The sequence below is a fragment of the Aureimonas frigidaquae genome, assembly GCF_001463905.1.
GTDB classification, from domain to species: domain Bacteria; phylum Pseudomonadota; class Alphaproteobacteria; order Rhizobiales; family Rhizobiaceae; genus Aureimonas; species Aureimonas frigidaquae.
The window spans coordinates 71,575-85,387 of the sequence record NZ_BBWR01000006.1 but is presented as its reverse complement, the minus strand read 5'-3'; the positions used below and the strand labels follow the sequence as shown (position 1 = coordinate 85,387).

Genomic DNA, 13,813 nt, shown 5'->3' with positions numbered 1-13,813 from the left:
GGACGGCGGCGAATCCCAGCCACCGCCCGGTTGTGCCTCAGTTTTAAGCGGAAGCGGCAAGTGTACGCAATCCGCGCAATTCAAGGAAAGGAAAGGCCATGCGCCTCCTGGCCATGCTGACGGTCCTGGCGGCCGCCGCTGCCGCACCATTGCCCGCCGCCGCCCAGCCCTACGAGCCCGGCCCGATCGGCGGCGTGCCCTCGGCCGGCGTCAATCCGCGCATTGGCGGCGTGCCGCGTGTGCCGCGCCGCGTGGATATACCGGCGGCCCGCGTCTACGGCGATACGGTGGAAGAGCGTGCCTATGGCCGGCAGTACGATGATTCCTACCTGCGACCGAAAATCGTCGCGCCGCATGCGGCGCCCTCCATCGAACTGCGGGCGACGGAAGGCCGGTCGGACCTGAACACGATCAACTCCGGGGCCTTTTCCCGCTCCGATCCCGGGACGCTCAGCGGCAGCGGCGTCACCCGGCCACATTTGCGCTCGCGGCAGATCCCCGGCCGCGCCCGGATCGTCGACTGATCGTCTGGAGGCCAGGAGGCGAGAATCCGCTATCCTTGATTGCGGTGCGCGCTATCATAGGGCGAATATCTTCTGTCGGTGCGGACGCTCTCGATCCACCGCCGGCCGGCAACCCGAAAGGTGCGACGTGACGATCAAGATTCTGACACCCCTTCTCCTGGCCGTCCTTCTGGCCGGGCCGGCTGCGGCGCAGGGCATTGGCGGCGGCTCGGGCGGCGGCGGCGGCATCGGCGGCGGCGGTTCCGGTGGTTCCGGACCCAGCCTCGGCGGCGCCGGCGTATCGATCGATTCGAGCTCCGGCGGCGTCGGCGCCGGGCCCGATCCCGCCGCGAGCGCGGGATCGTCCAGCATCGATTCGATCAATGTGGACGATGCCGCCCGCACCGGAGATTTCGGCGCGGCCACGACGCTCGGCGGATCGATGGGCACCGGCTCGGACGATTTCCAGTCGGCGGCGGGCTCCGGTCCGGCGGAGCTCTACAACATTCCGCGGCCGCGCGTCGGCGTCCAGCTCGAACAGATCCGCTCCGCGCTGTCGGCGCAGCCCAGCGCGACCGTCAAGCCCGACGGTTCCTGACGGGTCAGGGGCGCTTCAGCGCCCCCATCACCGCTCCGTTGAAGCCGTAGACGGTGCGCGTGCCGCCCAGCGGCACCAGCGTCACCTCGCGGCCCTGCCCCGGCTCGAAGCGCACGGCCGTGCCCGCGGCGATATCCAGGCGCATGCCGTAGGCAGCCTCCCGGTCGAAGGCGAGCGCCGGGTTCGTCTCGGCAAAATGGTAGTGCGATCCGACCTGAACCGGCCGGTCGCCGCGGTTGTCGACACGCAGCGTCACCGTGGGCCGGCCGCTGTTCAGCTCGATCTCGCCGGGCTGAACGATCACTTCGCCTGGAATCATCAGAAGGGTCCGTCCTGTCGATGGAATGGAGGACAGGATGCGTCGGGGCGCGCCGCCTGTCAAAGCCTGGGCGCCCACCGTCACGCAACCAAAGCCTTCATCGTTTGTTAACCCCGCCATACGGGAGCCGGGCCGGCAGGGCGCGCGTCCCATCGGGAAACAGGGCCATGAAAGCAGCCATCGCCATATTGGGGGGACTTGCCCTCATCGCCACCACCACGGGCGCCGCGGGGCTCGGGGATGCCGAATCGGCGCGCATCGTGACGATCGGCGAGCGCACCGGGCCCGCCTTCTACAGCGCCATCGAAGGGCGCTATCTTTTCCTCGAAGACCCCACGCCGGACATGGCGCAGCTTCCTTAAGCGCAGCGTCAGCGGATCGGCTCGTGGACGGTGACGAGCTTGGTGCCGTCCGGGAAGGTCGCCTCCACCTGAATGTCGTGGATCATCTCGGCAATACCGTCCATGACCTGCGCGCGCGATATGACGGTGGCCCCGGCCTCCATCAGCTCCGCCACGCTGCGGCCGTCCCGCGCCCCTTCGACCACGAAATCGGTGATCAGCGCGATCGCTTCGGGATGGTTGAGCTTCACGCCGCGCTCCAGACGGCGGCGGGCCACCATGGCCGCCATGGAGATCAGAAGCTTGTCCTTTTCACGGGGGGTCAGGTTCATGCGGGCAACCTCGGTTCGAATCGACGTTTCAGAGCGACCATAGGCGGGGGAGCGGCCTCTTCGCCAGTGCCTGCAGCAGCGGCGGCAGCATCGCGCGCAGCGCAAAACCGTCCTCGGCCAGGATCCGCACCACCAGAAGCCCCTCGATCAGGCTCGCCCCGGCACTGTCCGGCAGGGTTGCGCGCAGCCGTGCCAGATGCGCCGGCCCGTCGGGACCCTGCACCAGAATGCTGGCCATGGCACGGGCGCCATCCAGCGCAGCGGCCCGCGCCCCGATCCGATCCACCGCGCCGGACAGGACAAGGTCGTCCGCATAGACGAGCCGCCCGTCCCGCCGCAGGCGCCACCGGTCGGCAAGGTGCCCGCTGCGGACCGTCTCGCCCATGGCCGTCCGCCCCAGGACGATGCTTTCGCAGGCAAGGAAGCGGCTATCGGCGGCAAGATCGACGGTGAAGCTGCGCTCCAGCCCGGCCGCATCGTAGAGGATCGTCTCCTGCGGCAGCCAGGACAGGCTGGCCCCTTGTGCGACCTGCAGCCGGTTGTCGACGCGCGCAGAGCCGCCATGCGCGCGGTAGACGCGTTCGGCAGCCTGCGTGGTCACGGTCAGCTCGGCGCCAGCCTCCACATCGACCTCAATCGTGACGGCATCGCCCCCCGCCATGCCGCCCGCCGTGTTGACGAAGACGGCCTGCGCATCCGCCAGCCGCGGGAAGCGCAGCTTGGCCGACCCTTCCTGAAACAGATGGGCGATGCGGCTGCGGCCGCCATCCTGGCGCATCGTCAGGCGAACGGCGCCCCGCGCCCGCTGAAGCTGCGTCATCGCATCCATCGCTTCACGTCCCCGGCTATCCCGCCAAGGCTTATGGCATCATCGCGCCAGCGGCACCAGAACTTCACCGAGGCCGAGGCTCGCCATATCGCCGAGGAACCGGCGCATGCGCCGCGGCAGAGGCGGCACGCCGGGAACCAGCCGTTCCATGAGCGCCAGGAAGGTGAATTCGCAGGCGCCATTGTCCACGAAGCTGGCCGGCAGGCCTTCTTCCGATCCGGCGGGCAGGAGGATCGTCCCGCGCCGCATGAGCTGGCCGAGGCCGGGCCCGTGCCGGCCCAGCACGATCAGGCTGCCGGCGATCATCCGCGCGCCAGCCTGCGGGCCGGCGTTCCCGCCTATGCGGATCGTGCCGCGCCGCATCCGGTCACCGGCCCGCTCCGCCGCATCGCCGTCGACGAGGATTTCGCCGCCGCGCATGCCGATCATCTCACCCGCCAGCGGGCCGCCCAGGAAGGCTCCGGCATGGCCGGCAATGGCGATGCGCCCGCCGCTCATGCATGAGCCGGCATGCGGCCCGGCATTGCCGGCAATCGTCAGGACGCCGTTCTGCATGGCGCGGCCGGCCCGGTGCCCAACATGGCCCTCGACCCGTATTTCGCCGCCATCCAGCCCTTCGCCGATGCCGTCGAAGCGATCCGATCCTTCCGCGATGACAAGGCAACCGGCGTCGCCCGGCCGGATGGCGAAGACGTCTGCGACGACGAGCCCCCGCCCCTCTGGTTCCTGCCCCGCCGACGACAGCGGCAGGCTTGCGATCTCGCGCTCGGACAGGCCCGCCAGCACTGTCGGACGCAGGGCCGACAGATCGAGCCGGCCGTCAAATCCCGGCCGCGGGGTCAGGACGAGCGCGCTCACAGGACAAGCTCCATCAGGTGGAAGTGGTGCGGGCCGAGCTTGCCGCCGTAGTTCCCGGCCGAAACGCGGATCGCCCCTCGCTCGGGCCCGAGCGCGATGATGGCCTCAAGTCCCGCGCGCATGGCATCGGCGACGATGCCGGCGGTGAGCCCGTCGATCACGATTTCCAGGACCGAGCCGACATCGGGTGTCAGCTGCGTCTGGACGGCGCCCTTGAGCGTCGGGCAATAGGCATCGTTGGTGGAGGCCATGAGGCCCTTGTACTTGCCGCCGATCTTGGAGCCGGACCGCACGATGCCCCCTGGAAAGGGCATGATGCAGCCCTCCACGGCGGCGATGGCGTCGCGCGCGGCCTCTGCCGCGGCAAGGGCGCGCTCGGCGTCGTGCGCCAGGATCAGAAGGTTGCCGCCGCCCACGGCCTCCTTGGTCAGGCCGGTCGTATCCTCGCAGAGGAACTCGCCCTCCATCACCGGCATGCGCCAGAAGCGCCGCGTGCCGATGCGCTTGGAAACCTGCCAGCCATCTGCAAAATAGCGGATCGCATCGCCGAGCGGCAGGCGCACCTCCCCGTCCAGCCCGGCATAACAGGCCGAGGACGGGCTCGTCAGGATGCATTGGCCGAGCCGGGTGACGAGCTGCTTCTGCAGCCCCTTCGTATCCATGGCGAAGATCAGGATGCGCACGCCCGGCCGCCCGTCCGGCGTCTCGTCCGGACCGAGCAGGCGGTCGATCGCGCTTTCGCAGCCGCAGGCGATGACCGAGGTCGCAAAGCCGGTGAAGGAGCGGGCAGCCTCCAGCACCCAGCGTTCGGAGGCGGCCGTCACGACGATGCCGGTTCCGCGCATCGGAAAGGCCTCGGCAAAGGTCGCCTCGATGGCGACGCCGTTCAGAATGCGTTCGCTCATCGGACGACCTCCAGGACGTCCCCACCCAGCGCACCGTCCGACACCTCGAAATAGCGCAACGGCAGGCCATAGCGCTGATCATAGAAGCGTTCCAGCCGCCGGAGCATGGCCGGATCGCGCGGCGTCTCGAGCCGCAGCGTGCGCCCGCGCGGGGTTGCCACAACCTGCCCGTCCCGCACCACCGGCAGCCCGTCCTTCAGGACAAGCCGTGCCTGCGCGAACATGGCGGCCCGGTCGTCTTGCGGACGGTACACTGCGATATCGGCCCGCGCCCCGGCGCGCAGATGCCCGCGATCGCGAAGGCCAAGCAGGCGCGCCGGCGCGGCGCGCGTCATGATGGCGACCTCTTCCAGCGTGTATTCCCGCGTCATGTCCTTCAACGCCGTCCGCGCCCGCACCCCCTTGGGCAGGCGTTCCAGCCATTGGCACCGCAGGTCGTGGCTCATCAGAAGGGCGAAGAGGTCCGGATAGGCGGTGAAGGGCGCGCCGTTCGGATGATCGGTGGTGAAGAAGCAGCGCCACGGATCCTCGATCATGAGGAACAGTTCCAGCCCGATGGCCCATTGCATGGCATTGTAGAAATCGGCCGCGCGATAATGCATCGGGACCGCGCCGCCGCCATTGGCATCCCCGTCCAGGATGACGGACTTGCGGGGCCGGGCGAGGTCGCGGCCGGCGAACTGGCGCAACTCGTCCGACGAGATGGTGACCGTCTGGCCGAACATGACCTGGCCGATATCCACGCTGAGCTCGGGGCGCGCATTGACGATCTCGGCCAGTTGCCGCGCTGCCGAGGAAAAGCCCCGGCGCCCATCCGTGCCATAGCCGTAGAACTGGATGTGGGCCAAGTGCATCGGCAGGCCTTCGGCCGCTTCCATCGTGGCAGCTGCTGCCGCGGCGCCGTCGCCCGGCATGCCGAGATTGTTGCAGTGGACATGCAGCGGATGGGCGATGCCGAGCCGGTCGACGCTGCCCTGCAGCGCTTTGACGATCTGCCGCGAGGTGACGCCGTAATCGGGCACGACATCGTCGAGCCCGAAGCGGCGCATGTTGGATTTGAAGGCGGCGGAGCCGCCGGCATTGATGCATTTGACGCCGAGCGCCCCGGCGGCGGAAACCTGCCAGGCCAGGTAATCGTCCAGCTCGGCCGCGCTCGCGCCGTCGCGCAGCAACGACATAAGGAAATCGTCATTGCCAAGGACCACCAGCCCGGCGCGGTCGATGATGGGGATATCCGCCATTTCCAGATGGGCGTGCAGGGACGAGGACGGGCCCATGGCCGGCTCCACGACCAGCGTGAAGCCCATCTGCGCATAGAGCGTTCCGGTCTGCCAGGTGGTCCAGCCGAGCGTGGCCAGGGGCGTCTGCGCGGGGCGCGGCTGGTGCGCCCGGTGATATTCCGGCAGGAGCAGCCGCGCCGTGTTGACGAGGCCGCCGGCAATATGGGCGTGGATGTCGATGGCGCCCGCCATCACGATGCAGCCCGTGCAGTCGATCCGCTCGATCGGCCCTTCCGCCGCATCGACGATACGTCCATCCGCCACCAGGATATCGCCCGTCCGCTCGCCCCCGGACAGGGGATCGACGATCCGGCCTCCGACGAGCGCGAGCGTCATGCCGCAGCCCTTTGCCGGAGCTGACGCACCGCGTCGGATATTTGCATCAGGATGCCGGGGGCCGGCACCTCGGCCACCGCGAAGCGCCCCGGCTCGGCCGGCACGAAGCTGCCGATGGCCGGGCCGTAATCCACTGCGTCCGGCGGCGCGCCACCGCCGATGACGATCCCCGCCATGCCGGGCTGCGGCGCGGGATCGATGACGATATCGCAGCCGGGGTGGCTGACCTCCGGTTGCGTGTGGACCGACAGCGCCGCATCGCATTCCCCCGCCGCCAGAAGGCGGCTCGCATCGTAGAGGATGGGGTCATGCGCCCACCCACTGCCGCTGGCGCGAACCCGCAGCGGGAAGCCGGTGACGAAGTTGGATAGCATGGCAGCGCCATAGCCCGTCGGGTCGGCATGGGTGGGCATTGCGGTGTAGCGCGTGTGGAGGTTCAGCCGGTCGACCAGTTCGGCCGCCATACGGTGCCCGAGCGTATCCGTCGCCCGGACGGACCAGGCGATGCAACCGAACCCCGCGCCCTCCAGGAACTCCACAAGCGCGGCCATCTGCGCCTTGGGAAAGGGTCCCTCGCGGTGCGGGCGGCCGGCCAGCGCGCATGCCACAAGGCCGAGCACCTCCGTCAGCCGCTCCTGCGGGCAGGCATAGGGCGTGATGGCGATGCCGGCCGGCCAGTCCGACGCGTTGGCCGGCGGGCCGATCCAGGCGATGGCACGCGGCTGCCCTGCGCCGGGGCCGAGATCGGGCTCCGGCACGAGCACCATGTCGAGAAGGCCCGGCCAGGCGGAAAGGGCGTCGGCGCCCACCAGGAGCAGCCGGTCGGCGCGCCGCCGCACTTCCGCCGGCAGGCCCATGACCAGGCCGCCCTCGCGCAGAGCTTCGATGATGGGAAAGAAGGCGGCGGACTGCGCATGGTCGATGACGGCGCCGCAACGTTGCGCCAGTGTGTGTGCGGCGCGGATCGTGGCCATATCGGCGCAAAGCCCGGTGACGAGCGGCATCCGAGCCGCGGCAAGACGGCCCGCAGCGGCCCCGATCGCCTCCGTCAGCTCAACCGCGACTCCATCGATATATGCTGCCAACCGCCACTTCGCTTTCTCTCGCCCACACCCGAATGTGTAAGCGAGACCCCCGGCGAATTGAAGCGGTTTCCATGCTGCAGCGCGGCCGAGGCCCGGCCGATGCTGCGCTAGCGCTCGTATTTGATATAGGCGAAGCGGCTGTCGTCCGGCGTGCCGGTGAGGGCCCCGCCCTCGCGGCCGGGCTGCCATGTGACCACCTCCTCGATCTTGCGGGCGAGTGCAAAATCCTTGTCGGTGATCCCCTTGGCGGAATGCGTCTTCAACCGCACCTCCACGAAGGCATAGGAGGCGGTCAGGTCGGGATGGTGGAAGGCGGCTTCGGCAAGGTGCCCTACCGTGTTGATGACCATCAGCGTGCCCTTCCAGGAATGGGTCCTGTAGGTGCGGCGGATCCAGCCATCTTCCAGCCGCCACTGCGGCAGGTCCTTTTGCAGCGTGTCCCGGATACGGTCGTCGTCATACGTGCTTTCCGCGGCGGCCATGGCTCAACCTCCCCTTTTCGCCTTGCATGTTTTGACTCATAATGCGGGCGGGCACGCGTTGGCAGGGGGATTCGTGAAAACGGACGTCGTCCGCGTCTTGGCTCCGGCGCGCCTGCATCTTGGCTTTCTGGACATGAACGGCAGCCTCGGCCGCCGCTTCGGCGGCATCGGGCTCGGCATCAGTGCGCCGCAGACGCGCCTGACGCTGCGCCATGCCGCCGGCGCCGAACACCGGATTTCAGGCCCGGAATCCGAGCGTGCCGGCCGCCATCTGGCAGCCATGGCGCAGCATCTGAATGTGCCGGGCGCCGTCCGCATGAGCGTGGACAGCGCCATTCCCCCCCATGCGGGCCTTGGCTCGGGAACGCAGCTCGCCCTGGCGGTGGCCGCAGGCCTGCGCCACCTGCATGGCCTGCCGCTCGATCCGGAAGGGGATGCCGCGCGGCTCGGACGGGGCCTGCGCTCGGGGCTCGGCGCCGGGCTGTTCCGACGCGGCGGCCTGATGGTGGATGGCGGCAAGGGGGATGGCTCCACGACGCCGCCGCCGATCGTCTCCAGCCTGGTCTTTCCGAAGGACTGGCGGGTCATCCTCGTCCTGGACAGGCTGGATCACGGGCTGCATGGCGCTGCCGAACTGGATGCGTTCCACGCGCTGCCACCCTTTCCGGACGCCGACGCGGCGCAGATCTGCCGCCTGACGCTCATGCAGCTCCTGCCCGGGGCGGCAGAGGGCGACTTTGCCGCCTTCTGCCACGCGCAACGCTGGATACAAAGGCTGGTCGGCGCGCATTTCGCGCCCGCCCAGGGCGGTATCTTCACCAGCCGCCGCGTGGGAGACGCCATCCGGCGGCTGGAGGCGCTGGGCGCCGGAGGCAGCGGCCAGAGTTCCTGGGGGCCCACCGGCTTTGCCTTTGCGGCCGATCCGGATGCGGCCCTTCACATGTGCCGGCGGCTGGAGGAAGAGGGCCTGCCCGACGGGCTGGAAGTGCGGTGCGTCGCGGCCCGCAGCTCGGGCGCGAGCGTGGAGACGGTCCAGGATATGGCGCAGGCGTGAACGCCGCCGCCGCTCTCGGACCTGCTTAAGGGAGAAACGATGCGATGAGCCAGAAGACCATCCTGCACATGCTGACGCCGCACAAACATGTCAGCCCCTTCGACGTGAACATGGCGGCCGATGCCGGCTTCGACGTGATCGTGCCCTATGACGCAGTCACGCTGGGCGAGGTCTCCGACCTCGTGCAGGATGCCATCTTCTCGCGGCCACCCAAATGGGGCGCGTCGACCGGCATCTTCATCGGCGGGAACGATGCGGTGCTGGCGCTCGACATGGTCGATGCGGCCCGCAAGGCGCTGGTGCCGCCCTTCGGCGTGCACATCTTCGCCGATCCGTCGGGCTCCTTCACGACGGGCGCCGCCATGGTCGCCCTGGTCGAACGCCAGTTGCGGGCCACCGGCCGCACCCTTCAGGACACGCCCATCGCCATCTTCGGGGCGACGGGCGTGGTGGCCTATTGTGCCGCGGTCATCGCCGCGCTCGAAGGCGCGCGCGTGACGCTGGTCGGCCATGACGGCCCCGAGCGGGTCGGCCGCCGCTCGGCGGAGATGCAGGCGCGCTTCGACGTGAGCGTCGAGGCGGCGGACGGAGCCACGCCGGCCGGCACGGCGCGTGTCCTTGCCGATACGCAGGTCGTCCTGTCCGCCGCACGTGCGGGCTTGCGCGTCCTGACGCGCGAGGCTCTGGCCACCGCGCCGTCCCTGCTGGTGGCGGCGGATGTCAATGCGGTGCCACCGAGCGGCATCGAAGGCGTCGATGCCGGCGCCGACGGCGTGCCGATCGACGGAATGAAAGCCGTTGGTGTGGGCGCGCTGGCGATCGGCAACGTCAAGTACCGGACACAGGCCGGCCTGTTCCGCCGGATGCTGTCGAGCGACACGCCGCTCGTCCTGGACTTCCGCGACGCCTTTGCCTTCGCGCGCGGCCTGGTCGCCTGAGCGTCATGGCATCGCCAGCCCCCCGCCCGGCCTTGCTCGTCGCCGCCTTCTCGGCCCGGCAGATCGCCCGGTCGGCGGCCGCGGCGGGCTTCGACGTCCTGGCGGTCGACTTCTTCAACGACAGCGACCTTGCCCGCCACTGCGTGGCGAGCCGGCTGTTGACGGGCCCCTATCCCGACGGCTTCTCCGGCGCGGCGCTCCTGGACCTTCTGTCGGAACTGGCAGAGGGGCGCCAGCCGGTCGGCTTCGTCTATGGCGCGGGCTTCGAGGACCGGCCGCAGCTCATCGCGGCGATCGGCGAGCGCTGGCCCATCCTGGGCAACGATGCCGCGACGGTCCGGCGGCTGAAGGATCCGATGCGCTTTGCCGCCGATTGCGCCGCGGCAGGCGTGGCGCACCCGCAGACGCGCCGCCACCGGCCGGGGCAGCCGGACGGCTGGCTCGCCAAACGCATCGGCGGCGCCGGCGGAAGCCATGTCGTGGCGGCCGACCGGGCCGACGTGCAGGACGATGGCCTCTATTTCCAGCAGCATGTGCCAGGGGAGCGGGTCTCGCTCGGCTTCATCGGCCAGCGCAGCCGCATCGACAGCCTTGGCCTGACGCGCCAGTGGACGCGCCCCGTCGCAGCCTCTCCCTTTCGCTATGGCGGCGCGGTCGGCCCCCTGTCCCTGCCGCGGCTCGAGGCGGAGCTGGCGGATGCCGTCACGCGGCTGGCGCGGCGTGTTCCGCTCATCGGCATCGGCAGCGCCGACTTCGTCCTGGCGGAGGAAGGCGTCGTCCTCCTCGAAATCAATCCCCGTCCGGGCGCCACGCTCGATGTCCACGACCTGCCGGGCGATCCGCTCCTGCAGCGGCACCTGGCGGCGGCCGGCCTGCCCCTCCGCGTGCCGGACGGACCGCCGCGCCGCCCGGCCCTGCGGGCCAGCGGGCTGGCCTGGGCAAACCTGCCTTTGGCAGTGCCCGATCCCTTCGCATGGCCGCCCTATGCCGCGGACCTGCCACGGGCCGGCGCGCGGATCGCGGCGGGCGAGCCCGTCTGCACCATCACCGTCACCGACTGTGCCGATGGATCCACCGAGGCCATGGTGTGCGCCTGTTTCGACGCACGGGAAGCCGCTATCATCGCCTCTCTCGAAAGGACCGCCGCATGACGACATCGCATATTTCCGTCAATCGCGGCGCCGCGCCGCTGATCGACAGGCTGGTGGAACGGGCCGATGCCCTGCGGATCGGCGTTGCCCACGGCAGCGCCGGCGAGCGGCTGATCGATTGCGGGGCCCGTATAGAGGGTAGTCTGGAAGCCGGGCGCCTCCTGTCGGAGATTTGCCTCGCAGGTCTCGGCTCGGTGCAGATCGGCGCATCGAGCGGTCTGGCCCGCTACCCCTTCGGCGTGGAGGTGCGGACCTCGCAGCCGGTCCTTGCCTGTCTGGCGAGCCAGTATGCGGGCTGGCAATTGTCGCATGGCGAGGGTTCGGACGCCTATTTCGCCATGGGCTCGGGCCCGGCGCGGGCCCTGGCCGGGCGCGAAGCCATCTTCGAGGACATTTCCTATCACGACGAAGGCGAAGCCGCCGCGCTGGTGCTCGAAACGGGAAGCCCGCCGCCCCCCGCGCTGATCCGGCGCATCGGCGCGGAGTGCGGCGTGGAGCCCGGCAACCTCACCGTTCTCTATGCGCCCACGCAAAGCCTTGCCGGAACGGTGCAGATCGTCGCCAGGGTCGTGGAGGTGGCGCTGCACAAGGCCCATGAGATGGGCTTCGAGCTGACCGATATCGTGGAAGGGATCGGCACCGCGCCGCTTCCCGCGCCGCATCCCGATTTCATCACCGCCATGGGCCGTACGAACGACGCCGTCATCTATGGCGGCCGCGTGCTCCTGCATGTACGGGGCAGCGCGGCTGCCGCCGCCGAGCTGGCCGCGAACCTGCCCAGCAGCACCTGCAAGGATTACGGCCGGCCTTTCGCCGAAATCTTCCGCGCCTACAAGGGCGATTTCTACCAGATCGATCCCACCCTCTTTTCGCCGGCCGAAGTCTGCGTCGTGGCGCTGGAAACCGGCGCGGTGTTTCGCGGTGGCGGCATCGATCCGACGCTCATCGACGCGTCCTTCGGCTGAACGCGCATGCGCATTGCCATCGTGTCCGCCGCGGCCGACCGCCATGCCCGCCAGCTTGCCGCCGCCTTCGGGCAGCGCAACGTGGATACGGTGGCGATGCGCCTGTCCGATATCCTTTTCGACACAGGCGCGCGCCACGGCCTGATCCTGCCGCAGTTCGGCGAGGAGCTTCCCGACGCCGTCTGCCTGCGCACCATGGACGGCGGCACCTTCGAGGGCGTCACCCGGCGGCTCGCCGTGCTGCATGCGCTGCGGGCGATGGGCGTCCTTGTGTCCAATGACGCGCGCGCCGTGGAAATCTGCACGGACAAGTCCGCCACGAGCTTCCGCCTGGCCGCCGCCGGCATTCCAACGCCGCGCAGCCATGCCGTCGAAACGCGACATGCCGCGGCCGCCATTCTGCGGGCCGCGCCCTGCCCCCTGGTACTCAAGCCGCTCTTCGGCGCGCAGGGCAAGGGCATTCGCCTGATCCGGCACGTCGAGGACCTGCCGGAGGCGGAGGATGTCGGCGGCGTCTACTACCTGCAGGAACTGGTCGACACCCGCCGCGACGGGGCCTGGCAGGATTACCGGCTCATGGTCTCGCGCGGGCGGGTCGTGGCGGCCATGATGCGCCGGTCCGCCAGCTCCTTCATCACCAATATCAAGCAGGGCGCCGCCGCCCTTCCCACGGGCCGGGACGCGGTGCTGGAGCAACTCGCCGTGGCGGCGGCGCAGGCAGTCGGGGCGGATTTCTGCGGCATCGACCTGATCCGCGCGGCAGACGGGACGCCCTTTGTGATCGAGGTCAACTCCATGCCGGCCTGGACCGGGCTGGAAGAGGCGACCGGGCTGGACATCGCCGCCATCCGTGCCGGTGACCTCCTGGCGCAGCTCGATCGGCCGATCCGCCGGGCCGGGTGAGCACATGGCCGGACCCGACCTGGCGGAACTTTACCGACGCGCCTGCCTGGCGGAGCTCAGTGCCGTCAAGCCGGGCAATGTCCACCATCACGCACCCGGTCACGGCATGGCGGCGGAGGATTTCGTAATTAGCGCCCGGCTGACCGCGCCCATCGTTACCGCGCGCGGGGTGCCGGCCGGCCGCCGTATTCTCGACGCGGTGGCGGCGACGCGCCGGGCCGTCGGGCAGAACACCAATCTCGGCATCCTCCTCCTGACGGTGCCGCTGGCGCTGGCGGCGGAGGATATGTCCGGCGGCCTGCAGGCGGCGCTGGCGCGGACCCTCGATGCCCTGACGATGCAGGATGCGCGCGACACCTTCGCTGCCATCGCGCTGGCCGAGCCCGGTGGACTGGGAGAGGCCGGGACGGCGGATGTGCGCAATGCACCGGCGATCGGGCTGGTGGAAGCCATGCGGCTTGCGGCGGACCGGGACCGTATCGCGGCCCAATATGCCACCGCCTACCGCGATGTCTTCGCCATCGGCGTCGAGCAGGCGTACGGGCCCTCCCTGCCGGCGGCGGCCGAGCGGATCTACCTGACCTTCGCGACAAGGTTTGCGGACAGTCATGTGGCGCGCAAGTTCGGGGCACCGGCCGCGCACGCCGTGATGCAGCGTTTCGTCCGCCTGACGGCCGACCTGCCGGCGGATGCGAAAGAGCGCCACCATGCTCTTCTGGCCTTCGATGCCGAGCTGAAGGCGCAAGGCATCAACCCCGGAACCACGGCGGATCTGACGGTCGCCGCGCTGTTTGCTGCGCTGATCCAGGAAAAACATCGCGGCATCCGCGATTCCGCGCGTCGGCCGCACAGTAAGGATTGACTGGCACCGCGCCCGGGGTCAGTCTCGCTGCAACTGCCTGGCTAACCGGTCCCCCGCGGGACGTTGAGAACA

The 13,813-nt window shown here is 69.7% G+C and carries 17 protein-coding genes; 9 read left to right on the top strand and 8 right to left on the bottom strand.

Features of this window, described 5'->3' with window-relative positions; all coding sequences use genetic code 11:
* Window positions 1-98: 98 nt before the first annotated feature.
* Window positions 99-524, top strand: a complete 426-nt coding sequence (locus tag AUL30_RS06920) for a hypothetical protein (RefSeq protein ID WP_062227141.1) — start codon at window positions 99-101, stop codon at window positions 522-524.
* A gap of 127 nt (window positions 525-651) precedes the next feature.
* A complete protein-coding gene (locus tag AUL30_RS06915) occupies window positions 652-1,101 on the top strand; it encodes a hypothetical protein (RefSeq protein WP_062227140.1) in 450 nt (149 codons plus the stop codon).
* Between the two features lie 4 nt (window positions 1,102-1,105).
* On the opposite strand, the gene AUL30_RS06910 is transcribed toward AUL30_RS06915, so the two are convergent.
* The gene (locus tag AUL30_RS06910; protein ID WP_062227139.1) at window positions 1,106-1,420 is read right to left on the bottom strand and encodes an urease subunit beta; all 315 of its coding nucleotides are present in this window, start codon (window positions 1,418-1,420) and stop codon (window positions 1,106-1,108) included.
* Window positions 1,421-1,587: 167 nt separating this feature from the next.
* Here AUL30_RS06910 and AUL30_RS06905 point away from each other — a divergent pair, with 167 nt between their 5' ends.
* The gene (locus AUL30_RS06905) at window positions 1,588-1,782 is read left to right on the top strand and encodes a hypothetical protein (RefSeq protein ID WP_062227138.1); all 195 of its coding nucleotides are present in this window, start codon (window positions 1,588-1,590) and stop codon (window positions 1,780-1,782) included.
* A gap of 8 nt (window positions 1,783-1,790) precedes the next feature.
* Here AUL30_RS06905 and AUL30_RS06900 read toward each other — a convergent pair whose 3' ends face one another.
* From AUL30_RS06900 to AUL30_RS06870, 7 genes are all read right to left on the bottom strand, one after another.
* Window positions 1,791-2,093 (bottom strand): urease subunit gamma, encoded by a 303-nt coding sequence (locus AUL30_RS06900; protein WP_062227137.1) that lies wholly within the window; start codon window positions 2,091-2,093, stop codon window positions 1,791-1,793.
* A 28-nt stretch (window positions 2,094-2,121) separates the two neighbouring features.
* The gene (locus tag AUL30_RS06895; RefSeq protein WP_202814480.1) at window positions 2,122-2,913 is read right to left on the bottom strand and encodes an urease accessory protein UreD; all 792 of its coding nucleotides are present in this window, start codon (window positions 2,911-2,913) and stop codon (window positions 2,122-2,124) included.
* Window positions 2,914-2,961: 48 nt separating this feature from the next.
* Window positions 2,962-3,780, bottom strand: coding sequence for a formylmethanofuran dehydrogenase subunit C (locus AUL30_RS06890; RefSeq protein ID WP_062227135.1), 819 nt, complete (start codon window positions 3,778-3,780; stop codon window positions 2,962-2,964).
* Window positions 3,777-4,685 carry a formylmethanofuran--tetrahydromethanopterin N-formyltransferase gene (gene fhcD / locus AUL30_RS06885; protein ID WP_062227134.1) on the bottom strand — a complete coding sequence of 303 codons (909 nt, stop codon included), beginning with the start codon at window positions 4,683-4,685 and terminating at the stop codon, window positions 3,777-3,779. The genes AUL30_RS06890 and fhcD overlap by 4 nt, the downstream gene beginning before the upstream one ends.
* A complete protein-coding gene (locus AUL30_RS06880) occupies window positions 4,682-6,301 on the bottom strand; it encodes a formylmethanofuran dehydrogenase subunit A (protein WP_062227133.1) in 1,620 nt (539 codons plus the stop codon). The genes fhcD and AUL30_RS06880 overlap by 4 nt, the downstream gene beginning before the upstream one ends.
* Window positions 6,298-7,386, bottom strand: coding sequence for a molybdopterin-binding domain-containing protein (locus tag AUL30_RS06875; protein WP_062227132.1), 1,089 nt, complete (start codon window positions 7,384-7,386; stop codon window positions 6,298-6,300). The genes AUL30_RS06880 and AUL30_RS06875 overlap by 4 nt, the downstream gene beginning before the upstream one ends.
* A 107-nt stretch (window positions 7,387-7,493) precedes the next feature.
* Window positions 7,494-7,868, bottom strand: coding sequence for a 4a-hydroxytetrahydrobiopterin dehydratase (locus tag AUL30_RS06870; RefSeq protein WP_062227131.1), 375 nt, complete (start codon window positions 7,866-7,868; stop codon window positions 7,494-7,496).
* 73 nt (window positions 7,869-7,941) lie between these two features.
* On the opposite strand from AUL30_RS06870, the gene AUL30_RS06865 reads away from it, so the two are divergent.
* The 6 genes from AUL30_RS06865 to AUL30_RS06840 are packed head-to-tail and all read left to right on the top strand — an operon-like array spanning window position 7,942 to window position 13,741.
* Entirely contained in the window at window positions 7,942-8,922 is a 981-nt protein-coding gene (locus tag AUL30_RS06865; RefSeq protein ID WP_244490729.1) for a beta-ribofuranosylaminobenzene 5'-phosphate synthase family protein, read from the top strand.
* 44 nt (window positions 8,923-8,966) lie between these two features.
* Window positions 8,967-9,860, top strand: a complete 894-nt coding sequence (locus AUL30_RS06860) for an NAD(P)-dependent methylenetetrahydromethanopterin dehydrogenase (protein WP_062227130.1) — start codon at window positions 8,967-8,969, stop codon at window positions 9,858-9,860.
* A 5-nt stretch (window positions 9,861-9,865) separates the two neighbouring features.
* The gene (locus tag AUL30_RS06855; RefSeq protein ID WP_083507725.1) at window positions 9,866-11,011 is read left to right on the top strand and encodes an ATP-grasp domain-containing protein; all 1,146 of its coding nucleotides are present in this window, start codon (window positions 9,866-9,868) and stop codon (window positions 11,009-11,011) included.
* On the top strand, window positions 11,008-11,976 hold the full coding sequence (mch, locus tag AUL30_RS06850) for a methenyltetrahydromethanopterin cyclohydrolase (protein WP_062227128.1): 969 nt from the start codon (window positions 11,008-11,010) through the stop codon (window positions 11,974-11,976). The genes AUL30_RS06855 and mch overlap by 4 nt, the downstream gene beginning before the upstream one ends.
* Window positions 11,977-11,982: 6 nt before the next feature.
* A complete protein-coding gene (locus AUL30_RS06845) occupies window positions 11,983-12,879 on the top strand; it encodes an ATP-grasp domain-containing protein (protein WP_062227127.1) in 897 nt (298 codons plus the stop codon).
* 4 nt (window positions 12,880-12,883) lie between these two features.
* Window positions 12,884-13,741, top strand: coding sequence for a triphosphoribosyl-dephospho-CoA synthase (locus tag AUL30_RS06840; RefSeq protein ID WP_062227207.1), 858 nt, complete (start codon window positions 12,884-12,886; stop codon window positions 13,739-13,741).
* Window positions 13,742-13,813 lie beyond the last annotated feature (72 nt).

What these genes read in the sequence shown, in the direction of transcription:
- AUL30_RS06920 (WP_062227141.1), top strand. Translation starts at nt 99, where the DNA reads ATGCGCCTCCTGGCCATGCTGACGGTCCTGGCGGCCGCCGCTGCCGCA.
- AUL30_RS06905 (WP_062227138.1), top strand. Translation starts at nt 1,588, where the DNA reads ATGAAAGCAGCCATCGCCATATTGGGGGGACTTGCCCTCATCGCCACC.
- AUL30_RS06855 (WP_083507725.1), top strand. Translation starts at nt 9,866, where the DNA reads ATGGCATCGCCAGCCCCCCGCCCGGCCTTGCTCGTCGCCGCCTTCTCG.
- AUL30_RS06860 (WP_062227130.1), top strand. Translation starts at nt 8,967, where the DNA reads ATGAGCCAGAAGACCATCCTGCACATGCTGACGCCGCACAAACATGTC.
- AUL30_RS06870 (WP_062227131.1), bottom strand. Translation starts at nt 7,868, where the DNA reads ATGGCCGCCGCGGAAAGCACGTATGACGACGACCGTATCCGGGACACG.
- fhcD (WP_062227134.1), bottom strand. Translation starts at nt 4,685, where the DNA reads ATGAGCGAACGCATTCTGAACGGCGTCGCCATCGAGGCGACCTTTGCC.
- AUL30_RS06880 (WP_062227133.1), bottom strand. Translation starts at nt 6,301, where the DNA reads ATGACGCTCGCGCTCGTCGGAGGCCGGATCGTCGATCCCCTGTCCGGG.
- AUL30_RS06900 (WP_062227137.1), bottom strand. Translation starts at nt 2,093, where the DNA reads ATGAACCTGACCCCCCGTGAAAAGGACAAGCTTCTGATCTCCATGGCG.
- AUL30_RS06845 (WP_062227127.1), top strand. Translation starts at nt 11,983, where the DNA reads ATGCGCATTGCCATCGTGTCCGCCGCGGCCGACCGCCATGCCCGCCAG.
- mch (WP_062227128.1), top strand. Translation starts at nt 11,008, where the DNA reads ATGACGACATCGCATATTTCCGTCAATCGCGGCGCCGCGCCGCTGATC.
- AUL30_RS06910 (WP_062227139.1), bottom strand. Translation starts at nt 1,420, where the DNA reads ATGATTCCAGGCGAAGTGATCGTTCAGCCCGGCGAGATCGAGCTGAAC.
- AUL30_RS06840 (WP_062227207.1), top strand. Translation starts at nt 12,884, where the DNA reads ATGGCCGGACCCGACCTGGCGGAACTTTACCGACGCGCCTGCCTGGCG.
- AUL30_RS06895 (WP_202814480.1), bottom strand. Translation starts at nt 2,913, where the DNA reads ATGACGCAGCTTCAGCGGGCGCGGGGCGCCGTTCGCCTGACGATGCGC.